20 protein-coding genes and 1 pseudogene are annotated in these 22,951 nt (G+C 50.1%); 16 read left to right on the forward strand and 5 right to left on the reverse strand.

Features of this window, described 5'->3' with window-relative positions; translation table 11 throughout:
- The first annotated feature begins 107 nt into the window (after window positions 1-107).
- The 3 genes from ahr to HA41_RS09000 all read left to right on the forward strand — a co-directional run bounded on the left by ahr (window position 108) and on the right by HA41_RS09000 (window position 3,248).
- Entirely contained in the window at window positions 108-1,124 is a 1,017-nt protein-coding gene (gene ahr, locus HA41_RS08990) for an NADPH-dependent aldehyde reductase Ahr (protein ID WP_094120491.1), read from the forward strand.
- A 278-nt stretch (window positions 1,125-1,402) separates the two neighbouring features.
- Complete coding sequence (locus HA41_RS08995) at window positions 1,403-2,182, forward strand: MBL fold metallo-hydrolase (RefSeq protein WP_094120492.1); 780 nt, start codon at window positions 1,403-1,405, stop codon at window positions 2,180-2,182.
- Between the two features lie 43 nt (window positions 2,183-2,225).
- Window positions 2,226-3,248: a GlxA family transcriptional regulator gene (locus HA41_RS09000; RefSeq protein WP_094120493.1), complete on the forward strand. Its 1,023-nt coding sequence runs from the start codon at window positions 2,226-2,228 to the stop codon at window positions 3,246-3,248.
- Window positions 3,249-3,308: 60 nt separating this feature from the next.
- Here the strand turns inward: HA41_RS09000 and HA41_RS09005 are convergent, their stop codons facing one another.
- On the reverse strand, window positions 3,309-3,710 hold the full coding sequence (locus HA41_RS09005; RefSeq protein WP_094120494.1) for an H-NS family histone-like protein: 402 nt from the start codon (window positions 3,708-3,710) through the stop codon (window positions 3,309-3,311).
- A 269-nt stretch (window positions 3,711-3,979) separates the two neighbouring features.
- Between HA41_RS09005 and HA41_RS09010 the strand changes: the two genes are divergently transcribed.
- Both HA41_RS09010 and HA41_RS09015 read left to right on the forward strand, forming a co-directional pair.
- Window positions 3,980-5,542, forward strand: coding sequence for a GGDEF domain-containing protein (locus HA41_RS09010; protein WP_094120495.1), 1,563 nt, complete (start codon window positions 3,980-3,982; stop codon window positions 5,540-5,542).
- Window positions 5,543-5,610: 68 nt separating this feature from the next.
- Window positions 5,611-5,997: a VOC family protein gene (locus tag HA41_RS09015; RefSeq protein WP_094120496.1), complete on the forward strand. Its 387-nt coding sequence runs from the start codon at window positions 5,611-5,613 to the stop codon at window positions 5,995-5,997.
- A 371-nt stretch (window positions 5,998-6,368) separates the two neighbouring features.
- Here HA41_RS09015 and HA41_RS09020 read toward each other — a convergent pair whose 3' ends face one another.
- Window positions 6,369-6,770, reverse strand: a complete 402-nt coding sequence (locus HA41_RS09020) for an H-NS family histone-like protein (protein ID WP_094120497.1) — start codon at window positions 6,768-6,770, stop codon at window positions 6,369-6,371.
- A 1,336-nt stretch (window positions 6,771-8,106) separates the two neighbouring features.
- Here HA41_RS09020 and HA41_RS09025 point away from each other — a divergent pair.
- The gene (locus HA41_RS09025) at window positions 8,107-8,277 is read left to right on the forward strand and encodes a DUF2256 domain-containing protein (protein WP_094120519.1); all 171 of its coding nucleotides are present in this window, start codon (window positions 8,107-8,109) and stop codon (window positions 8,275-8,277) included.
- A 757-nt stretch (window positions 8,278-9,034) separates the two neighbouring features.
- Here the strand turns inward: HA41_RS09025 and HA41_RS09035 are convergent.
- The gene (locus HA41_RS09035; RefSeq protein WP_425270645.1) at window positions 9,035-9,367 is read right to left on the reverse strand and encodes a YgdI/YgdR family lipoprotein; all 333 of its coding nucleotides are present in this window, start codon (window positions 9,365-9,367) and stop codon (window positions 9,035-9,037) included.
- A gap of 612 nt (window positions 9,368-9,979) precedes the next feature.
- Here HA41_RS09035 and HA41_RS09040 point away from each other — a divergent pair.
- The 3 genes from HA41_RS09040 to feoB all read left to right on the forward strand — a co-directional run bounded on the left by HA41_RS09040 (window position 9,980) and on the right by feoB (window position 13,452).
- A complete protein-coding gene (locus HA41_RS09040; protein WP_094120499.1) occupies window positions 9,980-10,186 on the forward strand; it encodes a hypothetical protein in 207 nt (68 codons plus the stop codon).
- 708 nt (window positions 10,187-10,894) lie between these two features.
- Window positions 10,895-11,119: a ferrous iron transporter A gene (gene feoA / locus HA41_RS09045; RefSeq protein WP_094120500.1), complete on the forward strand. Its 225-nt coding sequence runs from the start codon at window positions 10,895-10,897 to the stop codon at window positions 11,117-11,119.
- Window positions 11,119-13,452, forward strand: coding sequence for a Fe(2+) transporter permease subunit FeoB (feoB, locus tag HA41_RS09050; RefSeq protein ID WP_094120501.1), 2,334 nt, complete (start codon window positions 11,119-11,121; stop codon window positions 13,450-13,452). Before feoA ends, feoB begins: the two co-directional genes overlap by 1 nt.
- A 45-nt stretch (window positions 13,453-13,497) precedes the next feature.
- On the opposite strand, the gene HA41_RS20980 is transcribed toward feoB, so the two are convergent.
- Together HA41_RS20980 and HA41_RS09055 are read right to left on the reverse strand one after the other, a co-directional pair.
- Window positions 13,498-13,650: a hypothetical protein gene (locus HA41_RS20980; RefSeq protein ID WP_158086618.1), complete on the reverse strand. Its 153-nt coding sequence runs from the start codon at window positions 13,648-13,650 to the stop codon at window positions 13,498-13,500.
- 212 nt (window positions 13,651-13,862) lie between these two features.
- Window positions 13,863-14,885: a tyrosine-type recombinase/integrase gene (locus tag HA41_RS09055; protein ID WP_094120502.1), complete on the reverse strand. Its 1,023-nt coding sequence runs from the start codon at window positions 14,883-14,885 to the stop codon at window positions 13,863-13,865.
- 797 nt (window positions 14,886-15,682) lie between these two features.
- On the opposite strand from HA41_RS09055, the gene HA41_RS09060 reads away from it, so the two are divergent.
- The 7 genes and pseudogenes from HA41_RS09060 (at window position 15,683) to HA41_RS09090 (ending at window position 22,753) form a co-directional block, all read left to right on the forward strand.
- The gene (locus tag HA41_RS09060; protein WP_094120503.1) at window positions 15,683-16,153 is read left to right on the forward strand and encodes an SgcJ/EcaC family oxidoreductase; all 471 of its coding nucleotides are present in this window, start codon (window positions 15,683-15,685) and stop codon (window positions 16,151-16,153) included.
- A gap of 499 nt (window positions 16,154-16,652) precedes the next feature.
- Window positions 16,653-17,246: a type 1 fimbrial major subunit FimA gene (fimA, locus tag HA41_RS09065; RefSeq protein WP_094120504.1), complete on the forward strand. Its 594-nt coding sequence runs from the start codon at window positions 16,653-16,655 to the stop codon at window positions 17,244-17,246.
- Window positions 17,247-17,316: 70 nt separating this feature from the next.
- On the forward strand, window positions 17,317-17,898 hold the full coding sequence (locus HA41_RS09070; protein WP_094120505.1) for a fimbrial protein: 582 nt from the start codon (window positions 17,317-17,319) through the stop codon (window positions 17,896-17,898).
- Window positions 17,899-17,928: 30 nt separating this feature from the next.
- On the forward strand, window positions 17,929-18,630 hold the full coding sequence (locus HA41_RS09075; RefSeq protein ID WP_094120506.1) for a fimbria/pilus periplasmic chaperone: 702 nt from the start codon (window positions 17,929-17,931) through the stop codon (window positions 18,628-18,630).
- Window positions 18,631-18,664: 34 nt separating this feature from the next.
- A pseudogene (gene fimD, locus HA41_RS21685) lies at window positions 18,665-21,305 on the forward strand (outer membrane usher protein FimD).
- 1 nt (window position 21,306) lies between these two features.
- On the forward strand, window positions 21,307-22,224 hold the full coding sequence (locus HA41_RS09085) for a fimbrial protein (protein WP_094120507.1): 918 nt from the start codon (window positions 21,307-21,309) through the stop codon (window positions 22,222-22,224).
- Complete coding sequence (locus HA41_RS09090) at window positions 22,217-22,753, forward strand: fimbrial protein (protein ID WP_094120508.1); 537 nt, start codon at window positions 22,217-22,219, stop codon at window positions 22,751-22,753. Before HA41_RS09085 ends, HA41_RS09090 begins: the two co-directional genes overlap by 8 nt.
- Window positions 22,754-22,951: the final 198 nt, after the last annotated feature.

Raw genomic sequence — 22,951 nt, forward strand, 5'->3', positions numbered from 1 at the left:
TGATTATTAAGCTGAAATGACAACAAAGTGCGGTACAAGCGCATCGGCCAGGCAAGCCGGGCTGGCAGTTGTTACACTTGACGGTGATAAACCACGCAGAGGTACCAATGAAAATTAAAAGTTATGCAGCCATGCAGGCTGGTCAGGCGCTCGAACTTTATGAATATGACGTTGCTGAACTTGCAGCAGAAGAAGTCGAAGTCGAGGTTGAGTATTGTGGTGTCTGTCATTCTGACCTGTCGATGATCGACAATGAGTGGGGCATTTCTCAGTTCCCTGTTATTGCCGGACACGAAGTGATTGGACGGGTTTCTGCGCTGGGCGATGCGGCCAAAAATAAAGGCTTGTCGATGGGTCAGCGGGTTGGTATTGGCTGGACGGCTAAGAGCTGTCAGCACTGCGACGCTTGTATTAATGGTGAGCAGGTTAACTGTCAGCAGGGCAGCACACCGACCATCATGAATAAGGGTGGTTTTGCCGAGAAACTGCGTGCCGACTGGCAATGGGTTATTCCGCTGCCGGAGAAACTGGACGTCACCACCGCCGGTCCGCTGCTGTGTGGCGGCATCACCGTCTTTAAGCCGCTGCTGATGAGCAATATCACCGCCACCAGTCGCGTGGGCGTGATCGGTATCGGTGGTCTGGGTCACATTGCCATCAAGATCCTGCACGCAATGGGTGCTGAAGTGGTGGCTTTCAGCTCGACACCGGATAAAAAGCAATCGATTCTGGACATGGGTGCAGATGAAGTGGTTAACAGCCGTGACGCTGAAGCGCTGAAACAGCAGGCAGGTCGTTTCGATCTGATCCTCAGCACTGTTGCAGTCGATCTGGACTGGAAACCCTATTTCGCGGCGCTGGCACCTAAAGGTAAGTTTCACACCGTTGGCGCCGTGATGAAACCGTTCCAGGTCGGTGCGTTTGACCTGATCATGGGTGACAAAGCGGTAACAGGTTCCTCCACTGGCTCGCCGGGTCAGCTACGTTCGTTGCTGAAGCTGGCTTCGCGTGCTGATATCGCACCGCAGGTGGAGTTCTTCCCGATGTCAGATATCAATAAAGCGCTGGAACACGTGCGCGCTGGTAAAGCCAATTACCGTGTAGTGCTGAAAGCCGATTTCTGATCATCGTTTTAAGAAAATTCATGCCGCAGATGACTGCGGCTTTTTTCGGGCTTTACCCTCTGATTCACTCTTTCCTTCCTGTTGTTGAGCAGAGTCTGAACCTGTGTCGGTTAAATTAACGGCACGGTATTCATCGACAGCAGATTGGCCCGATTTCATCGATCACTGTCCATTGAGCCTGTCACGTCACTCTTCTTAACCGGATAAAGTCACATTATCGCAACGATAGCGTCGTCGACGCTGATTGTATTCAACCGAACAGTGACCGGAGCCTGATGATGAAATTGACCCAAGTCCGTAATGCCACGCTGGTACTGCACTATGCGGGCAAGAAATTCCTGATTGACCCGATGCTGGCTGAAAAAGAAGCCTGGCCGGGCTTTGTGGGCAACGCCCGGCCGCACCTGAGAAATCCGATGGTTGAACTGCCGATGCCGGTTTCACAGCTGCTGGATGCCGATGCGGTTATTCTTACCCACATTCATACCGATCACTGGGACGAAGCCGCGCAGCAGCAGCTACCAAAGACAATGATGATTTATACCCAGAACCACAGCGACGCCGAGCTGATTCGTTCACAGGGCTTTCTCAACGTTCAGGTATTGCAGGAAGAAAATCGATTTGTGGATGGCCTGACAATCTTTAAAACTGATGGTCAGCATGGCAGCAATGCACTGTATGCCGATAAAGATATGGCCGATCTGCTGGGTGATGCCTGTGGACTGGTGTTTACCCATCCGGCTGAAAAAACGCTCTACATTGCGGGTGATACTGTCTGGGTTAAGCCGTATGTAAGAAGCCTGCAACGTTTTCAGCCAGACGTAGTGGTGCTGAATATCGGTAATGCAACCAACGATCTCTATGGCCCGATTATTATGGGTAAAGAGGATACACTGCATACGCTAAATATAGTGCCTGAAGCCACGCTGGTCGCTTCGCACATGGAAGCGATCAACCACTGTCTGCTGACCCGTGCTGAACTGCGCGCGTACACTGTAGAACAGGGCATTGCCGATAACGTGCTGATTCCACATGATGGTGAAACAATGACCTTCTGAGCGATCAGAGCAGGGCGGTGTTGAGATGAATAAGGGGAACGAGATGAGCGCTTTAACGGTTGCTGTAGTGGCTACGACAGGATTTAGTCCGTTTCACTTTTCGGTTCCCTGTATCCTGTTTGGCTCCGCTCTGCCGCAACCGGATCTGTTTCATCTGAATATTTGTGCGGAGAAGTCCGGCGTTATCCTTTCGGAGAGCGGCCTGTCGATCAATGTGGAACATGGGCTTGAACTGCTTGATGGGGCTGACATTATTACTGTGCCTTTCTGGCATAATCCGGCCGAAAAACCGGCTCAGCAACTGCTGGATAAACTGACTGCAGCCTGGCAGCGCGGTGCTGAAGTGGTGGGGCTTTGCCTGGGGACCTATGTGCTGGCCTATGCAGGCCTGCTCAACCAGCATCGTGCGGCAACGCACTGGGAATTTGAGCGTGACTTCAGTCAACGCTTTCCGGAAGTGCATCTCGACAGTAATGCCCTCTATACCCGTGACGATCGTCTGATTACCTCGGCCGGAACCGCAGCGGGCATTGACTGTTGTCTGGATATCATTCGTCAGCACTACGGCAGCGCCGTGGCCAACCGAGTGGCGAGAAGAATGGTGGTGCCGCCTTATCGTGAAGGGGGGCAGGCGCAGTTTATAGAGCGTCCGGTACCTGAAAATACCCGTGACGGTAAAATCAATGCGCTGCTGGACTCACTGCGGCACAACCTTCATCAGCCGCATGATCTCGATTCTCTGGCACGATCGGCTGGCATGAGCCGGCGAACGCTGACGCGCCATTTTTTCAAAGCGACCGGTATGACGCTGGGTGAATGGCTGCTCGCAGAGCGTCTGCAACGCAGCCAGGAAATGCTGGAAGCCACCGGCATCAGTATTGAAAGCGTGGCTGAAAAAGTAGGATTCCACTCACCCATCTCTTTTCGCCAGCGTTTTAAACAGCGGTTTGGCGTTACGCCCAGTGAATGGCGACGGACGTTCCGCGGACCGCTGTTAGTGTCGAAAGACAAGAGCGAGCAGCAACCAGGCCGCCAGGCACCGACGAGCGTGATGCAGATGAAATAGCGAGCCGGAAAATTCAGCGCGCAGGCGTGGCTAAATTTTCCGGAACGCCATCAGCCCGGATTAAAGCAGAAAATCATTCAGTGACTGACCGTTTTCCAGTGCGATTTTAATCGGTGAGGGTGTACGGCCCTGCCCGGTCCAGGTTTTCATCTCGCCATGTTCATCGCGGTAATGATATTTTGCCGGCCGCTTAGCGCGTTTTTTGCGTCCGTCCGTGCCCGGTGACAGGCCAGTCATCAGTTCGGTCGGGCTGATACCATCTTCCAGCAGTAATTCCAGGTACATCGCCAGTTTTTCAGCTTTCTCGCGCGCTTCGGCCGCCTGAGCCTCCTCGGCTGCGCGCCGCTCCCTGACAATTGATTCTAATTTTTGCACTATCTCTTCCAGCACCTCCAGATCGACATCGCGCGACTGTGCACGCAGGGTCCGGATGTTATTCAGGCTGCTCAGGTTGTCACTCATAAAAAATCCTTCAATACACAAATTAAACAACAGCATAGATGCACTGTAAGCGGTAAGGATAACATGTATCCCACTGATTTTTGAAGGGTTGTAGCCGACTGGGTGCTGAAAGAGAGAATCCCTGGCGAGGCAGAAAGGGTTCAAGCCGCGATGGGTCAAAAGGCGGACAGGGCGATTATAATCATATACGGCGCGCAACAGAGATATTTGCACTTTTGCCAGCGGTTAACTGTGCTTAACTGAGTTAAAGGGTTTGAATAAGGACAGGCATGAAGTTTCGCAGGAAAAATGCGGCGCCAGCGCCAAAGATTTCGCCGCTACTCAGAAGCATCACGTTATCAGGCTTGTTACTCACGGTGGCCGTTATCGCCATTAATCTCTGGACGCTGCGTGAAGACTGGCGTACCGCCGTTAGTCAGGCTGAAGAGATGGCGGTCAATCTGTCGCTGTCACAGGCCCGTCAGGCGGAAGATACTTTTCTGCAGACTGAGCTGTCGTTGCGCGAAGTCCAGCGTGAGCTGGAGACGCAGATAGCAGCAGGCCAGGTGGATGGCGAAGCGCTGAGTGATACCATGCGTGTTTTGCAAAGCCGTCTGCCACAGCTGCATGGTTTGTTTTATTACGATGCACAGGGCAAATGGATCGCGACCTCAATGAGCAGGACGCCCGCTGGGATTAATAATTCCGATCGTGAATACTTCCGCTATCACCGTGCCACTCTGCGTAACAGCGTACATGTCGGGCCGGTTATACGCAGTCGCAGCACAGAGGATCTGGTGATACCGGTGTCGCTGCGCGTCAATGACAGTAATAACGGTTTTAATGGCGTCTTACTTGCGACCATCAAAGTGGACTATTTTCGCCGCTTCTACAGTTATTACGAGCTGGGCGCGCGCGACGTACTGGTGCTGATGCTGGCGGACAGCACGGTGCTCTATGCCCGTCCCATGCCGGACAACTACATTGGAAAAAATCTCTCCTCAAGCCATCTGTTCCGCAACATGCTGGCAAATGCCGACCAGGGTAGCGGGCAGTGGAAAGCTGCGCTGGATGGCGAAAACCGTATCTTTGGATTTGCACGATCTGAACGTTATCCCCTGATTGTTGCAGCCGGGTATGATAAATCCACGCTGTTCACCCACTGGATCAAAGGCCGGGTGCAGGATGTGATGTTAAGTCTGGCGTTACTGGCGGTCATTCTATCGCAGAGTGTTTTTTTACTGCGCCAGGCGCGTCACACGTTGCGCTACCAGCGTGAACTCACCCGACTGCGCGATGAACTCACCGTGGCAAATCTTTCACTGGAGAGCCTGGCACACAGTGATGGCTTAACCGGCGTCGCCAACCGTCGCTACTTTGACCGGATGCTCCATGAAAGCCTGCAGCAAGCTCGTGTGAATGGTCAGCCGATTTCTCTGATCCTGATCGATATCGACTACTTCAAGCATTACAACGACACCTATGGCCATGTGGCTGGCGATGAATGCCTGAAAAGCATCGCGTTGATACTTAAAAACTTCGCATCAGGTGAGAATGAGTTGCCTGCGCGTTATGGCGGTGAAGAGTTTGCGATCATTTTGCCGGGTTATAACCTGGAGGAAACGCTGAAACTCGCCAGAACGATCGTTTCCACGGTTTATCAGCTGGAGATCCCGCATCGTAACAGTGGTCTTGCGGCAAAACGAGTAACGCTCAGCGCTGGCTGTGCCACTCAGCGTCTTAGCCAGGGGCAGGAACCGTTGTCAGACCTGATTGAGCGTGCCGATGAGGCCTTGTATCGCGCCAAGCGACAAGGTCGAAATCGTGCGGAATGCGAAAAACCAGGCAGTTAAGCACCGCTGAACACGTACGGATTCGCCTCTGTGGCAGGGTGGTAGCTCAATATTCTCAGGAGGTGACAATGTCAAAGGATACGGGATTCAGCCATCTTGCTCTGCAGGTTCACGATCTGGAAAAGAGCATCAGGTTTTACCCGCGTTATGCCGGAATGCAGGTTATTCACCACCGCGAGCCCGGCATTGCAGAAACACAGAAAGTGGCCTGGTTGTCAGATCTAACCCGGCCGTTTGCGCTGGTGCTGGTGCAGTCAGAACGCTGCGAAGATACGCCGCTGGGCCCGTTTGGTCACATGGGTGTCGCATGCGCCAGCCGGGAAGAGATCGATGCCAAAGTTGAACTGGCACAGCAGGAAGGGGTTTTGCGGCGCGCAGCACAGGAGTCTGGAGCGCCGGTCGGATACTGGGCGTTCTTTGCCGATCCCGATGGTAATACACTCGAACTCTCATAGGGTCAGCAAATTGGAATGGAAATTATTATGGCGCGTAACGCGGTAGTGCAAGGTGAGAATTAACCGGCGCCACTGATCTGCATATCGCCGTAACGTGTTGAGTCGCGATAAAGGCAGAAAATTGTCACAGGTTAATCCTGTGTCACGCCGGATGGCGAAGGGCAGAGGGTGATAATCACAGTACGCTTATATCGATGTTATGCAGTTAACATGATGAAACATTCACATTGCTACTTTCATCCCTGCTGCCTTAATTAACGCCATTTTCGGAGAGCAGGTGAAACAAAGCCTTTCTGAATATGGCGCGGCTTGTTAACAATCAATCCGCCCGGCCAGTGCCGGGCGGATTTCCTTCGGGCGGTACGCTGCAATTAAATCAGGAAGTCATCCAGTGACTTACCGTTATCAATCGCAGATTTGATCGCAGAGGGAGTACGTCCCTGACCGGTCCACTGCTTAACTTCGCCGTTTTCATCGGTGTACTGATATTTGGCCGGGCGAGGCGCGCGCTTTTTCTTCTCAACCGGCGCCGACTGCATACCATTTAACAGTTCGTTAGGATCGATACCTTCCTGCAGCAGCAGTTCACGATATTTAGCCAGTTTCTCAGCCTTTTCACGATTTGCAGCTTCTGAAGCCTGCGCCTCTTCACGACGCTCACTAACAACAACAGAAAGTTTTTCCAGCATTTCTTCCAGGGCAGCAAGATCGAGTTCGCGAGCGTTGGCGCGAAGGGTACGGATATTATTCAAGCTGCTGAGAGTGTCACTCATCAAAGTCACCATAGTCTTGTTCAGATAATAAAATACAGAGCGGGTTCACGCTGATGCTTTTCGTCAGACCTGCTTTTTAAAATGCTTGCCTTCGAAGAATCTCAATACTGAACCAATAGTTCAACTCAGACATATTAATCGTTTTTCAAGGCAGTTGAAACTGCAATTAACGTGCATTAACCTGGGAATCGTAAATGAACTTACACTTTTTTGTTCTGTGGCTCAAAAAATCAAAAAAACGCAGCGCTTTTCATCCGCGAGTTAAATCAGCCAGAACGGGGTTATTCCTCACTGTGCGTCAATTGTTTAGCGCGTCATACAGACTTTTTTTAGCCATTATCAATCGGTAGAACGATAGAAATCATGTGGATATCATGTCATGTGAAACAGGATGTGTGGGCTTTGTTAAGCGTGATAATTACGCACTAAAGTATTGATCCGCTAACAAGCACAATTCGCTTCTGCCATATTCATTCCGCTGGAGGAATAACTTATCTTTATGATTCACTTCTTCTTTCAGAATGATTGACGGGTAAAAGAGGAGGCAGGCTGCAATTTGGTGCTTCACACTCGCAACCGGTTGGGTTAAATGTCATTGGCATCGGCTAATCTTCCTTTTTCCTATTCCGGCTAAAGTGAACAGCAGTCAGACCCGAGATGATTTGCAAGTGGTTATCCAGGGTAATAATAACGATAGGGTCTGTGGTTGAGCAGGGCTTATATATGAACAATAAATCATCAAATGCCGATTATTGACTGTATGCGATGACATTATTGCATTAAACGCATTAAAATTTTCTTCAGGGGACGGCATCTGACAGCTGGTATTACGCCGCCGGAAGGGGGCGTTATCCGCTAAACTGCTACATGCTGAACGCTCTCTGTGCATTATAAAGAGGTGGGTCTGAAGTAAATCGACCGGTATGACTATAGCAGTGACAAGTGATGAGATTTTTTAGATAGCGCTGACGCTCGTTTTTCTGGCGAATTGAACGTTTATAACGGCGCGATGTAACACGACTTTTTCAGGTGTCCGAGAGGTGAATAGCGCACTGGCCCGGCCATTTCGCAATGCTGGGAACAGAAATCTTCAGGGCCAGTGCCTGGGTACTTCTGCTAAGAAGATTATTCGGCCCGTTAAAGCGAAAGCGGTTCATCTGCTGCTGCTCACACAGAGAGGCTTGCTGTGTTAAATCACAGAGAACAGGCTGAAAACTGGTTTTCAGTGGCTGACGTTGAGACAGCCGGAAAGGGATATGAGAGTCAGAGACGTTGCTTTCTGCCAGCCTCAGTCAGGCTGACGCTTTTGATTTTTGCATTCTCTGATGAGGCTATTCTGTTGACTTTCAAGGGAAACAAAAAGAATTTACCGGTCCGTTATTGTAAAACCTGCCATAAACCTATGGTGTGGCGTAAAAAATGGGAAAAGTGCTGGGATGATGTGCAGTATTGTTCTGAGCGTTGTCGGCGTCAGCGTCATCAGTTGCCCGACAAACATCAACTCTGATCATGCTTTTACTAGTGTTCGGTTGCATCAGGTTTGACCCGTTTGTACTCAACGCATCCGGACAAGCTGAGGATGATGAACAGTAGAAATAGAGTATTCAGGATCAGTTTCTCATCGATATTAATTCTGTTGCCGGCCGGTAACACAAAACGCTACCGGTCGGAGAGTATCAGGAGATCTGCTTTTTAACGGGTAAAGGTAAAGGGCCTGCGTTTAGCGGGCTGTCGACACGCAGAAGTTGACCCTAACGCCAATAAAGGAACCATCAATCAGCGTATGGCCAGAGGCCGTCCATCTTTACCGTCAACACCGGCGTAGCGATAGCCAGCTTAGCCATCAGCGCTGTAATGGGTCACCAGCGTAGACCACCTTCTGCATCAACAAAGTTTTAGTGAAATGTTCGGGAGCAGCATAGCCTTCGCCATACAGGGCAAAAATGGCAGCCAGATTAAGTGTTGCACCTCCGCCAAACGGAAAAACAATGCAGTATCGCCTTTCTTGCCGCCAGTATCAGTTGCTTTTATCCCGGCTGACAGCATGACAGGTCCGGTTATAACAGGTAGCGGCTGGTCCAATCTGTGCACCATCGCGAGTGTTTTGATCCACTGCCTATTGAGATAAATCCCGCTGGAAGGTTTGCCTATTTCAGCGTTGAGGTCGTAAAATTTTTACCCTATTATGCTTTCAGGTCGATAGCTATCGCTGATGACGAGGAAAAAACAGTACGCTTATGCCAGTCTAAACCTTTTTCATGTCATTAGTCCTTGATGTAATTATGGTTGCTTTGCAATCTCGTTTTTAAGGGAACAATGACCTGATTTTCAACAAGCTCTTTCACATCCTGCTGCTTCAGTTGGTGTGTATTTCCGTCAGTATATCTATAAGATATCAGACCGGTCTCTTTATCTTTGGCTGGTTTCCCGTGCGTGGAAATCATATGTTCATCGCGGTCCGGGATTACGTTATTGCCTGAACAGGCAGAAACCATCATTGTCGTGGTGAGAAGAAAGACGCTACATACTGTTTTCCGGCCTGATACTGAGACTTTTATTGTGACTACCTGCTCAACTTTGTTAATTATGACCGGTATTACCGGTACTGCGCATTTTCACTACTGTTTATTAAACCGGTTCGCAATGGTCAGGTTTTATTTTTTTGGGCCCGTAAGTTGATCTCTTTCATTGTTGATTCGGAAAGAAATTTACTTAACGGCTGCAGGATGAAAGGCTCTGCCCGCAATAATCCGCATCCGGTTTAATCCTGGTTAAGGGTAAAAAATGCGTCTGAACTTTACCTTTTTCAACATTCAGATCATTGTGCTGAATGCACCCAATCGCCTTACATGCTGACGGCACATCACGTCTCGATCTTCTGGCTTATCCAGCGCGGCAGTATGCTTTCACAGTGCGGTTCCAGCATGCCGGGGTGTCGATGAGCCTTGGTTTTTAAGATTTCTGCCTGCATCATTTCTTTACGTATTTGCTTAAAAAGCGCTCGATTAGCGCTGCGGTTAATCCCTCAGACCCTGTCAGCCAGACTGGAATCTGCGTCTCTTGCTCCAGAAAGTGATTTCAGTCACTTCTGTTAGCTGATGTCTGTCGGTTCCTCATGCAGAGGATGACCTCAGACAGCTACGGCTGCAATCAGCTCATGTAATGCAAAAACAAATTTTGCGCCTGATTGCTAAAGGTTACGGACAGGTATGCATACTCAGAATCCTGATCGGACAACCAGCCTCACTACCTTCCGGGAAGTCTTCAGGCAGCTTGAGCAGGGGAGTTATTCCCGCATTCAGCTGAACACCAATATGTCTGGTGATGAGTTTTTCCGCCTGGTCTATCTGGTGAAGCAGACCGGTGACATAGAGATTAAACACCAGAAGAATGGTTTCTGGCTGAAGCAGCAATAAGACTGGGCTCTCTCTGTGACTGAAAGATATCTGAGGCGCAGGGAAGTTGTCTGGCTAAAATGATGTCATATAACCGCCAGCAGGTTACAATGCCCGGCTGTCTGCCAGTAAACACTCGGACACTTCCTTAGCCCATCAAGTAGTTACATCATTCTAAAGAAACCTTGCTGATGACGGTGCCAGAAATTTACCACCGAGCCCCTCCTGACAACGTCCGCTGCGTGCTGAAAATAAGATACTGACCCTGACTACCGTTATCGTGCAAACCTTAAACATGCGCCTGGGATGGCCCCCTGAACAGGCGCGCCGCCGGGCCGCAGGCCCGATGTTTGAAGTCGCTTTATTGAATGATGTAACTAAGCCGCTAACGGTTAATTGCCTGACCGGCAGTTAACCGCAAGCCCCCGGAAATCTCTGATTTCATGCCGCGAGCGCCATAAAATCAGCTCACCGGGGCGGTGGACTTAGTGGTTAGTAGGGTGTCGCGGTAAGGCCGTCAGGTCAGTCAGGCAAGTGTCGGGAATAAGCCTTCCCTGAATCACCCTATGCCAGCTGTCGCGATCGGGTGAGGCGCAGCCTGGATCTTTATAACGGTTGAACGCAGGTTGACGTTTCCTGACATTATTCAGCGTATCCGATGTCAGATCAAAATCAGGAATAATTATCATTTATATAATCACTGCCACTTACCACCACCCAGATTGTCATATGGCGATGAACATGCAAAGCACTTACCGTATCCTCGGATATCAGCCCGCAGTGAACCCCGCCTGGCGTCAGAAATTGCTTACCATGGGAATGCTCCCGGGGGCAGTTATTGAGATTATCCGCGTCGCGCCGATGGGCGATCCTGTACAGATCCGCACCCGGCGCGTCAGTCTGGCTGTGCGGCAGCGTGACCTCGCCGCCATCATTCTGGAGGAAATTGCCTGATGAAAAATATCACCATTGGGCTAATCGGGAATCCGAATACCGGTAAGACCACGTTATTCAACCAGCTAACCGGTGCACGCCAGCGGGTGGGCAACTGGGCCGGCGTGACCGTCGAGCGCAAAGAAGGACAATTTTTCACGGCTCAGTCTGATGTCCGGCTCGTCGATCTGCCCGGCACACGTTCACTCACGACGCTATCCGCGGAAAGCTCCATCGACGAAAGTATCGCCTGCCAGTACCTCTATAACGATCACGCCGATTTAGTGATTAACGTGGTCGATGCGTCGAATCTGGAAAGCAATCTGTTCCTGACGTTCCAGCTTCTGGAACTCGGCGTGCCCTGCATTGTCGCCCTGAACATGCAGGATATTGCCGCCAGTCAGAATATCAATATTGATGTTGAGGCACTGTCTGTCCGGCTGGGCTGTCCGGTGGTCTCGCTGACATCAACCCGTGGTGAAGGGCTGGCACAGCTCAAAGCGCTGATCGATAATCCACATTACTATACTTCGCCAGAACGAGTGCGTTATCCGGCAAACATTGAAGCTGCTATTCATCAACTTTGCGCGCTGATGCCCGCATCGATACATTCTCAGAAACGTTATTGGCTGGCGCTGCAGCTACTGGAAGGGGATATCAACAGTCAGCACCTTTGTCCGACGCTGATGCCGCATCTGGCCGATATTATTCAACAGGCTGGCGGTGATACCGGTGTGACTATTGCCGATTATCGCTATCGCGCAATTCATGCCCTATGTGCCACCGTCAGTAATATTCACCATGCCGCACCCGGTAGCCTGACCAGCCAGATCGATAAAGTTGTGCTGAACCGTTGGCTGGGTATCCCGATCTTTCTGGCGGTGATGTACGTGATGTTCGTGCTGTCGATTAATATCGGGGCGGCATTACAGCCGCTGTTTGATAGCAGTTCGGTCGCCCTGTTTATTCATGGCGCGCAGTGGCTGGGCTATGTCTGCCATTTCCCCGCCTGGCTCACCGTCTTTCTGGCGCAGGGGATCGGAGCGGGTATCAATACCGTGCTGCCCATCATTCCACAGATTGGCCTGATGTTTCTGTTCCTCTCCTTTCTGGAGGATTCGGGTTACATGGCCCGCGCCGCCTTTGTGATGGATCGTCTGATGCAATCACTGGGACTCCCGGGTAAATCCTTTGTCCCGCTGATTGTCGGATTTGGCTGCAATGTTCCCTCGGTCATGGGCGCCAGAACCCTGGACACGCCGCGTGAGCGACTGCTTACCGTATTAATTGCGCCCTTTATGTCCTGCGGCGCGCGGCTAGCCATCTTCGCTGTTTTTGCCGCCACATTCTTTAGCACGCACGGTTCCAGCCTGGTTTTTTCACTCTATCTGCTCGGTATCCTGGTGGCGATCGTCACCGGATTAATACTGAAACATACCTTATTGGGCGGTGAAGCCTCGCCATTTATTATGGAGTTGCCGGTCTATCACCGGCCTCATCTGAAGAGCCTGCTGATCCAGACCTGGCAGCGACTGAAGATGTTTATGGTGCGTGCGGGACGGGTCATTATCCTGGTCAGTATGCTGATGGGCGTGCTGACCAGCTTCTCGTTCAATGGTCAGCCGGTTGACGATATTAACCAGTCTGCACTGGCCACAACCAGCAAAGCGATTACACCGGTCTTGCTGCCCATTGGTGTTACTCAGGATAACTGGCAGGCTACAGTAGGATTGGTCAGCGGCATCATGGCGAAAGAGGTGGTGGTGGGTACGCTAAATAGTCTTTATACCAGCGAGGCGATTCAGAACGGTGCCTTTAACCCACAAGAATTTAATCTGCTGGCCGAGCTAAAAGATTCTCTCATCGAGACCTGGACTGGTCTGACTGCAGCGTTAAGTATAGATGCACTGGCCCATCCTATTGATGCCAGCAAAGGCGATGGCGAAATGGCGGCGAGTCAGAGGGGCGTGATGACAGCCAGATTTGGCAGCGGCATTGCGGCCTACAGCTACCTGATCTTTGTGCTGCTGTATGTCCCGTGTGTATCGGTGATGGGCGCTATCGCGCGCGAGGCCGGCCGCAACTGGATGCTGTTCTCTTTCTTCTGGGGTCTTAACATCGCCTTCACCACTGCAACGCTGTTTTATCAGAGCGTGACCTTTGCCGAACATCCCACTTTCAGTACGACCTGTCTGATTAGCGTTATCGCACTGAACGCGGTCATTCTGCTGGCAATGCGCAAATCGGGTTCCCGGATGAAACAGCAGCCGCTCCAGCTGCCTGTCGTCAGCAGCGAATCGGGTTGCAGTGGTGGCTGCAGCGGTTGTGCTAAACAGGATACCTTCGCGCAGTAGCGCGATTGTATTCCGCAGCTGGCAGAGGGGCAGACCCGGAATTCTTCATGGCTGATTGAGAATGCGCTTCTGGCATACCTCAAAGATTTCATCCGCCAGCGGATCGTTACCCGGACAGGCGCGTGACTGCACCATATCACCAACCATCCGGGCGATAGTATTGATTAACTTCGACCGGTCAGCCCTATTAACCTGCAACGGCACGCCGTCTGGCCAGGATCGCTCTCCGCATACGACATTGTTCCCCGCGGGGACGAAGTAATATGAATGGATTTTCAGCCATGACGGTAAGCGCCAGTTACCCCTTATTTGTTAAAGATATAGGCCTTGTCAGTACCGGCTTACACACAGGCTGTCCACTTTTTCTGTGGATAACTATCGGCAATAAAAATATCAGAATCGTTGTGATGTCAGTCTGCCGGCTGTTCCATAAGATCCACCATGGCACCTTTATGTGCATCGAGGTGGCGGATATAGCGCATCAGGGTCTCCGGTTTTTTCCAGGTTCCTTCCTGCATAATCTGGGCGATAGAGTACCCTTTTGCTGCCATATCCTGCGCTGCGCCGACGCGCGCACTGTGCCCACTCCAGCCGGTATAGCGGTTTTTATTGGGCTTCACCGGGTCGCGCTGACCCGCAACGGTCCAGGCACGAGAGAAAATCTGCTCCAGTGCGCGCGTACTCAGCGGAGCCTCTGCCGTTATTACCTGACCTGAGCGGTGCACGGCACTAAACAGAAAAGCATCTGGCTGACTGGCCAGTCCTGATGCCTGAACCCATGCAACAAGCCGCTGCGTTGAACGGGAGCTCAACGCTTTTACCAGCCCGCCCGTCTGAACCACGGTTTTTGTCCAGCCAACATCCAGAATAATCCGGCCATCCGCGGCATATGTCACATCCCGAATCCGCAGTCGCGCCAGCTCGCTGATACGCAACAAAGTGGCATAAGCCACATGCAAAAACGCCAAATCACGCAGCTGCTGCAAACGGACCGAATTACTCCAGTGATTATCCAGATTCAGCAGATCGTCGAGCCTGAACGGTACGGCCTGGCCGGCTCGCTCTCCCTTCATCACCGCAACACGATTTATTTTCTTCACGGCACGAAAAACCACTGGCGAGTGATTGGGTGCAGGCAGTCCGGCGTTACGGTGTAACATCGAGATTAAGGCGGCGTGCGAATTAACGGTGGATGAAGCCCGGCCGCTCTCTGCCAGGAACGACAGATAATCGCGCAGATCATCAGAAGTCATCGGCAAAAATCTACGCTGATTATCTTCTGCCCACTGGCTACAGATACGCATCACGCTGAGCAGTTGCCGCCAGGTATTCGGCGAAAAAGCCTCTTTGTCCTGAACAAACTGCTGCAGTTGCGCCGAGAGCTCTGCATGGCTCACGCCACTAACGTTTGCCAGTTGGGTTAACTTTGTCATATCTGCTCATCTGTTGTTTTAATTTGCGATTGATCGCGCTACGTCAATTCTGGCCAGTCATACCCCTGCACAAAAGCCAGAATTGGCGTAGCGTTGCCATTTTTAAACTGCAATTATTGCTTTTCCGGCCTGAAAGTCCGTCCACGACATTGAACTGGCTTCGTATAAGTACAATTATACGAAGCCAGAAGATCAATGAACAGCATTCATTGACCTTAAGTCGTTGTGGCTGAGCGAAAGGGATGCTGATGCCCGTCGCTGACCGCACTCTGAGATAATTATCTACGTCGAACAGAATATTGCAGACCGTACGGGCGCTACAATAAAGCTTCGTAAGGTATGAATAGCATTATCAGGAAAACAGACAGGTGCAGGTTTTTAAAAATTAAAAAATCAATAATGCAGGGCTGAGTAATGATACTTTTCCCTATCAGATTCATTCTTACGTGAATATCCAATCAGGAGTGCGCTTTTCAGCCATAAAATTTACATTTTATTTAACCAACCATCATCCTTTATAAGAACCTTTCTATATATCAAACAGATTTACCCACTCATCAATGATATGGACACAGAATAACCGTCGGTTATCTCTGGCGACATTGAAAAAGGTAGAACTTCAATTCGCTCATTACAAGGCATGCCAGAAATCAGAACTTAAATCTAAATACCGATAATGAATAGCATAAACATCTAAATGAATTCATTTTAACAATTTATGTATCTGATCAGCCAGTCAATCAGATATTATTCTTCCAATACATCGGCGTTTACACTTAATCGGGGTTCTTATTAAAATGAAAAAAAACTTATTCTCACTCTGTTTTTTAGGTCTGTTTTGTCTGCCGAACGTCACTTTAGCAGCTGAACCCGTAACCTGTATTAAAGCATCAGAACAGGATGTGGCGGGCTTGTTTACCAAATGGAACGATTCTCTGGCAACCGGTGATGCAGAAAAGGTCGCAGACCTCTATGTCAGCGATGCCGTTTTATTACCAACCATTTCGAACCAGGTCAGGCTGACCAATCAGGAGCGAATTGATTACTTCAATGATTTCCTGAAAAAAGGACCGCAGGGTAAAATTGATTCGCGCACCATCAGAATTGGTTGTAATAAAGCGATTGATACTGGCGTCTATACGTTCACGTTTAAAGACAACAGCCAGGTCACTGCGCGCTATACCTTTACCTATGTCTGGGACGATAACAGCTGGAAGATTTCAACGCATCACTCCTCAGCAATGCCGGAAACTGTTAGCAAACCCTGATTTTCGAAGCAGTGACGATTGAATATATCAGCTGATCCAGCGCCAGAGTAACACTGGCGCTGGTTAACCTAATCAATAAAAGATTAAAACTATTTTCCAATGAAAAATTACCTTTCTTGCTGGTAAGAAGCATGAAGATTTAAATAGATACAAAGTCTTTTAAGATAACAAGGCTATATCATCGTTATCAGGTAGTAATTAAGGCAATAAGCTTGAGTGGGATATATTTACATTGCTCTTTCCGGAAGAGTATTTTTTAGCATAAATGCATAAGCCTTTTTCTGGATCTTTTACTAAAGGTAACAGTAGAGTAACTTTTTGTTTTTAAACTGATCTTCATGAATGCATTTCCGAAGAAATGTATTCATGTCTGTCAGTTAAAATCTGACCAAAGTAGATATCAAACCCGGGACGTTTATTAAAACCCTCGTCACCATGACTGTGGACATTAATATACTTACCAATATATTGATTTAACTTTTATTTAGAGAACTAACTAATGAAAATGAATAAACTGGCTGTGGCTTTTACTGCCATCCTGGCACTGTCTGCGGGCATGGCTCATGCGGAAGAAGATGAGACTCCCCCGGTCGATCCGTCTAATCCAGCCACTACGCTTAGCGGCGGTACTGTCCATTTCCGTGGTAGCCTGGTAGACGCAGCCTGTTCTGTTAGCTCAGATTCAGCTGATCAAACCGTTGAGCTTGGCCAGTACACCCTGCACCACTTCAAGACAACAGGAGATACATCCTCGCTGGTACCTTTCAAAATCAATCTGGAAGACTGTGATACCACAGTGGCCAGTACCGCTGCTGTCGCCTTTTCTGGTCAGCAGGATGCGACTAAAGCAACCCTTCTGGCGGTTGACTCTAGTGCAGGTGGTAACACCACAACCGCATCCGGCGTAGGTATTCAGATTTTGGACGAAGCGTCTAAACCTGTCACTCCAGACGGCTCCAGTTTTTCAACGGCGCATACCTTAATTGATGGTCAGAACACCCTGAACTTTGCTGCGCAGTATGTTTCTACTGCAGCCAAGCCTACTGCAGGTCAGGCGAATGCTGACGCTGTATTCATTATGCAGTACCAGTAATTCTTGCACTGTAGTCCTGTCTCTCCGGCCGACATATTCGCGGCCGGAGGGTTTTAGGTGAGGCTATCCTATGCGTTTTTGCCTTCGCAACACTGCTCTTATCGTACTGTTTACGTTCACCAGCTTTGTGGATTCATATGCCCGCAATCACGTAGTGACAATCCGCGGTGGAGAAGTTCATCTCAGGGGCGCGCTGGCCGAGGGGGGCTGCGAGGTGTCTACGGAAAGCCGTGAAATGCAGATTGATATGGGGCAGTACCGGACTGATAGCTTCGACGGAGTAGGCTCACTGTCAACGCCAGCCATTCCGTTTAGCATCCATTTAACTGATTGTAATCCTTCTCTGGCTAATGAAGTGGGTATCAGCTTCTACGGTATGACTGACCAGAAAGAACCTGACGTCTTTCTGGTGACCTCCTGCGATGCTTCTCAGGCAGCAATTAGCGGTGGAGAAGGGAGCAGCGGTCTGGGCCTGGTGTTATACGACAAGGCCGGCCACCAGCTTATTCCGGATACGCTAACCGACCTTACTGCGCCTGTTCAGGCTCGTGAGGTCGTAATGAACTATATAGCCCGCTACCGTGTCACCTCACGCGAAACATTGCCTGGTACGCTGTGTAGCGAGGTCTGGTTCCGGCTCGAATATCCGTAACGGACAAGGGTCAAGACAGTTCGTAAAGGAATGATTAATATGAGTTTCACAAAGTTTGTTTTAGCACTGATAGTGGCTTGCGGCAGTCTCACCGCGACAGGGGTCGCCACCGCAGGCGGCATAGGTCTGGGGGCTACACGCGTCATTTATCCGCAGTCTGCCAACCAGGCATCGCTTGCCGTCACCAACAGCGATCCGCACGAACGCTATCTTATCCAGGCCTGGGTGGATGATGACAATGCCCATAAGACTCGTGACTTTATTGTCACGCCGCCATTATTTGCCTCCTCGCCGAAAAGCGAGAACACGTTGCGCATTATGTACGCAGGCAAGATGCTTCCGCAGGATCGGGAAACTGTTTACTGGTTGAATGTCAAGGCTATCCCCGCCGTCAATAAAGAAGCCATAAAAGAAAAAAATACACTCCAGCTGGCTATCCTGTCGCGAATCAAGCTTTTCATGCGTCCGGACGGGCTGAAAATGGGAGAAGCTGAAGCAGTGAACCATCTGCGCTTTAAGCAAAGTGGAGGTCGCCTGGAGGTGATAAATCCTACGCCCTATTACGAGACGCTGGTAAATCTGACAGTCGGGGGGGAAAAACTGCCTAACGTTATGGTTCCGCCTAAAGACAAGCTGTCGCTCAAGCTACCTTCAGGTGCGAGTGGAGTGGTTCGATTTCAGACCGTAAACGACTATGGCGCTATAACGCCGCAGCAGACGGGTAAAATGTAGTTGATTTGACTTTAATTCCGCATCCGGACTCAGCATGGACCTTTCATCATTATCAGGTAAATATCTTTTTGTCGGACTGTCGATAACGGCTATTGCACTGCCTGTACCTTCATATGCCGCCGATTGGTTTAACCCCGCGTTTTTATCCGGGGGCGAGCATGAAGTAGCAGATTTGTCGCGCTTTGAAAGCGGAGCGGGACAGGCGCCGGGCGTGTATCGCGTTGACGTCTGGTTAGGTGATGAATTTGTCACTACGCAAAATGTCCGCTTTGAGGTGGATGACGAACCCGCACGGACTGTATCGGAACCGAAAAGTAACGGTGATCATGTCGTTTCCTCATCATCAGACGACACGGGTCTGGTGCCCTGCCTGACGATAAAATGGTTGAAGCGGCTCGGCGTGATGACGGCAGGCATTCCCGCGCTGCAGGGACGGAAGAGTGATGACCCTGAGTGTCTGAATTTCAGAGCGCTGTTTCCGGGTGCCAACTCCTTTTATGATTTTTCCTCGCAGCGGCTCACCCTTAACTTTCCGCAGGCGGTTCTGCAGAATGGCGTCCGTGGTTACATTCCTCCGGAAGAATGGGACGAAGGAATCAACGCCGCGCTGTTGAACTACACCCTTACAGGTGACCGGGGGCGTGAGAGCGACAACTATTATTCGAACCTCGAGGGGGGATCAACCTGGGGGCATGGCGTCTGCGCCATAATGCTGTCTGGAGCTACTCTGGCTATAGCAATTCGACCCGCAGTAATAAATGGCAGAATATTTCCACTTACGCGCAGCGCACGGTGATTCCGCTTAAGAGTCAATTCTTACTGGGGGATAGCAGAAGTGACAGTGAAGTGTTTGATAGCGTGGGCTTCCGAGGGGTCCGCCTGTATTCTTCCGATCCAATGTATCCTGACAGTCAGCGGGGTTACGCCCCGACGGTACGGGGCATCGCATCAGGACGCTCAAAGATTACGATCAGGCAGAACGGGTATGTTATTTACCAGACGACTGTTCAGGCTGGCGCTTTTGACATTACCGATCTGAATCCTACCTCATTCAGCGGCGATCTTGACGTCACGGTGGAAGGCGAATCAGGAGACGTCCAGCATTACATGGTGCCTTACTCCGCAGTCCCTCTTCTCCAGCGTGAAGGCCGTACAAAATATGACCTGGTGGCGGGGCGCTATCGAAGCGGCCTGCAGAATAAACGCGCGCCAGTTTTCTTGCAAGGAACACTGGCTCGGGGGTTTGAAGGCGGTTATACCCTTTACGGTGGTACACAGCAGGCCAACAAATATCATTCCGTAGCGGCCGGTATCGGACAAAATCTCGGTACCTGGGGGGCAGTATCTTCAGACCTGACCAGCGCCTGGAGCCAGCTTGCTGATAACAGCTGGCATCAGGGACAGTCGCTGCGCTTTCTTTACAACAAAACGCTAAGCGGTCTCGGGACCAATTTCCAGCTGCTGGGCTATCGCTATTCGACCCAGGGATTCTATACCCTGGATGAAACAGCCTGGAACACGATAGAAGGCTACCAGTACAGGTGGAAGGATGAGGGCAATGGTCAGGAAAATCACTCTGAACCGGTCAGCTACCACAACCTGCGACGCAGCAAAAAGGGACGCTTTCAGATGAATGTCTCCCAGCAGCTTGGCGATATGGGGTCGCTGTACTTATCCGGAAGCCAGCAAACCTACTGGAATTCAACGAGTAAGGATTCATGGTACCAGGCCGGCTTCTCCAGCGGCTGGCACGGCATGAACTACAACCTTTCGTATTCGATGAACCGCAGCACAGGGCTTGCGAGAAGCAATCGCCTGCTGTCGCTGAACCTGACTATTCCATTTGGCCGATTCCTTGGACACGATATGCCTGAGCATGACGCGTTGAATAGTATGTATGCAACAGCGCAGACCAGCCGGGACCAGGACGGCGTGACGCGGTTGCAGTCGGGCCTGAGCGGCACGCTGCTAAAAGAACACAATCTGAGCTACAGCATAATGCAGGGACACAGCAGTGAAGTGGGTAACAGCGGCTCCGCAAGCGCATCTCTGCGTGGCAGATACGGTACAGCCAGCGGGGCTACAGCTACAGCCGTTACGATCACCGGATTAACTGGGATATCTCCGGCGGGATTGTTGCTCATAATGACGGCATAACGTTCGGCCAGCAGCTCGGCGATACTAACGTGTTGATAAAGGCGCCAGGAGCAAAGGGCGTTCATGTAGAAAACGGCAATGGCGTGAAGACGGACTGGCGCGGATACACGGTGCTTCCTTATGCAACAATGTACCGCCGCAACCGGGTAGCACTGGATGTCAACAGTCTGGATATGCATACAGACCTGGATGACAACGTGCAGAATGTGGTGCCAACGCAGGGAGCGATCGTCAGGGCAGAGTACGGGACGCATACGGGAATACGTGCGCTCCTGACGCTAGTGCACAATAACCGTCCAGTGCCGTTTGGTGCCGTCGTTACAGAGAAAGTGTCAGGCGCGACGGGCATAGTGAACGAGTCGGGAGAGATTTACCTGACGGGCATACCGTTAAGCGGGGAACTTGCGGTGTCCTGGGGAAATAACAATATGCAGAAATGCAACATGCCCTACCAACTGCCTGAAGGCAGTGAAGAAATTCCTGTCGCGCAATTAACTCTGTCTTGTGAGGGACAATGATATGCAATCATTATTAAAGCTCTCCGTTACCCTGTTATCTGTCATATTGTATATACCTTGTATGCATGCCGAGGCCGAATCAATGGGTGCTATTACACTTGATAGTTTTACATCTCAGTGGGATGGAGGAGAGACAATAACTATCGTCTCAGCTTCAGCGAGCGCTACGTTTAATCCTGACGGGACATGGTGTAACCCCTATAGTGACGATGTATGCGGTGTTGCAATCATGGGCATGGCGGACATTAACTCGGTGCAAACACCTTTTAATTATCTCGTAAAATCTGGTAGTGTGGATTCCTTTACTGCCCGCATGGCCGCTGAGGTTATAAACAGCTTTCCGGGCCTCACTATCCCTCTATCCACCTTAGTAGGAACTTCACATGTCGATAAAGTTCGAGGGGTATGTATTGGTAAATATGAAAAAACTCATAGTGGTGAAAGTTTTTCTCGTTTTCCTGGTGTGTGTAGCGGGGGGAATATACCCCCGATTGAGGCACCTGCGAAATGCGCTATAAACATAAGCAATAACGTTATAGATTTTGGCAATATTTCTGCCAGTAAGTTTTCAGAAGCCGGTGCGGGTAATGTACCTGAAGGGGTCTTACCTCAAACACGCAATGTAACCATTGAGTGTTCTGATGTTAACGAATCCACTCATGTAAGAGTGCTGCTTAAAGCAGACAAGATGAGCGGTAATTTTATACAGTCCAGTAATGATGATATAGGTTTTTTAATAAAGGATGCTACGGGTTCAATTGTCCCACCTAACAACAATGGACAAGGCATTGATTTATCAACCGACACCAGCGGAAATGTGATCACAAACATTAATGCCTCTCCAGTAAGTATCTCTGGTAAGAAACCATTGGCTGGCGAATTCTCTGCTGCAGCGGTTATGGTTGTTGAAAATGACTAGATTAATTTGCAGCGCCGAAAAAAAAAGTTTTTTAATTTTAATGCTTTCTGGCTTGCTGACGATGTCATCTGCTGTTGCTGATGAGGAGGGCCTATTAACATTAAAAGGAACAGTGATTGAGCAGGCTTGTACAGTTGATCCTTCAGATGAAAACAAAATGGTCGAATTAGGTGAATGGTCAACCAGGAAAATTTCATCCCCTGGTGGACATTCAGAACCAGTGGATTTCACTATAAAACTTACAGGTTGCTCAGCGGGTGGTGTTACACTCACCTTTACCGGAGAAACAGATACTAATGATAACAGCCTGCTGGCGTTAAATAATGAAAGTACTGCTTCAGGCGTGGCGGTAGAAATAATGGATTCCGCCCATCAACGGCTGCCGCTGAACGAGGAATCTAAGCCCGTCGATGTGGACGATAATGGCAATGTCAGGCTTAATTTTTCTGCACGTTATATTTCGACAAGCGATAGAGTCACCGCCGGTACAGCTAATGCAGATAGTCTGTTTACGCTTAGTTATGACTGAAACAGGCATAAAATAATTTGATCGGTGAAACAGAGTAATAACAGCTTTCAACTGCATGATGCGTTTTCCCTGCTGACAGCTAAATAGCATCAGAACAGAATGCCTGTTGAAGATCAGCCTGTATTTAATCACGAAAGCCATCCGGAATCGTGGCGTATTTTTCCACTTGGTAAATTTACGGCATAAGGCCTGACCGTG

The sequence above is a fragment of the Pantoea conspicua genome (assembly GCF_002095315.1).
Taxonomy (GTDB): domain Bacteria; phylum Pseudomonadota; class Gammaproteobacteria; order Enterobacterales; family Enterobacteriaceae; genus Pantoea; species Pantoea conspicua.

What these genes read in the sequence shown, in the direction of transcription:
- ahr (WP_094120491.1), top strand. Translation starts at nt 108, where the DNA reads ATGAAAATTAAAAGTTATGCAGCCATGCAGGCTGGTCAGGCGCTCGAA.
- HA41_RS08995 (WP_094120492.1), top strand. Translation starts at nt 1,403, where the DNA reads ATGAAATTGACCCAAGTCCGTAATGCCACGCTGGTACTGCACTATGCG.
- HA41_RS09000 (WP_094120493.1), top strand. Translation starts at nt 2,226, where the DNA reads ATGAGCGCTTTAACGGTTGCTGTAGTGGCTACGACAGGATTTAGTCCG.
- HA41_RS09005 (WP_094120494.1), bottom strand. Translation starts at nt 3,710, where the DNA reads ATGAGTGACAACCTGAGCAGCCTGAATAACATCCGGACCCTGCGTGCA.
- HA41_RS09010 (WP_094120495.1), top strand. Translation starts at nt 3,980, where the DNA reads ATGAAGTTTCGCAGGAAAAATGCGGCGCCAGCGCCAAAGATTTCGCCG.
- HA41_RS09015 (WP_094120496.1), top strand. Translation starts at nt 5,611, where the DNA reads ATGTCAAAGGATACGGGATTCAGCCATCTTGCTCTGCAGGTTCACGAT.
- HA41_RS09020 (WP_094120497.1), bottom strand. Translation starts at nt 6,770, where the DNA reads ATGAGTGACACTCTCAGCAGCTTGAATAATATCCGTACCCTTCGCGCC.
- HA41_RS09040 (WP_094120499.1), top strand. Translation starts at nt 9,980, where the DNA reads ATGCATACTCAGAATCCTGATCGGACAACCAGCCTCACTACCTTCCGG.
- feoA (WP_094120500.1), top strand. Translation starts at nt 10,895, where the DNA reads ATGGCGATGAACATGCAAAGCACTTACCGTATCCTCGGATATCAGCCC.
- feoB (WP_094120501.1), top strand. Translation starts at nt 11,119, where the DNA reads ATGAAAAATATCACCATTGGGCTAATCGGGAATCCGAATACCGGTAAG.
- HA41_RS09055 (WP_094120502.1), bottom strand. Translation starts at nt 14,885, where the DNA reads ATGACAAAGTTAACCCAACTGGCAAACGTTAGTGGCGTGAGCCATGCA.
- HA41_RS09060 (WP_094120503.1), top strand. Translation starts at nt 15,683, where the DNA reads ATGAAAAAAAACTTATTCTCACTCTGTTTTTTAGGTCTGTTTTGTCTG.
- fimA (WP_094120504.1), top strand. Translation starts at nt 16,653, where the DNA reads ATGAAAATGAATAAACTGGCTGTGGCTTTTACTGCCATCCTGGCACTG.
- HA41_RS09070 (WP_094120505.1), top strand. Translation starts at nt 17,317, where the DNA reads ATGCGTTTTTGCCTTCGCAACACTGCTCTTATCGTACTGTTTACGTTC.
- HA41_RS09075 (WP_094120506.1), top strand. Translation starts at nt 17,929, where the DNA reads ATGATTAATATGAGTTTCACAAAGTTTGTTTTAGCACTGATAGTGGCT.
- HA41_RS09085 (WP_094120507.1), top strand. Translation starts at nt 21,307, where the DNA reads ATGCAATCATTATTAAAGCTCTCCGTTACCCTGTTATCTGTCATATTG.
- HA41_RS09090 (WP_094120508.1), top strand. Translation starts at nt 22,217, where the DNA reads ATGACTAGATTAATTTGCAGCGCCGAAAAAAAAAGTTTTTTAATTTTA.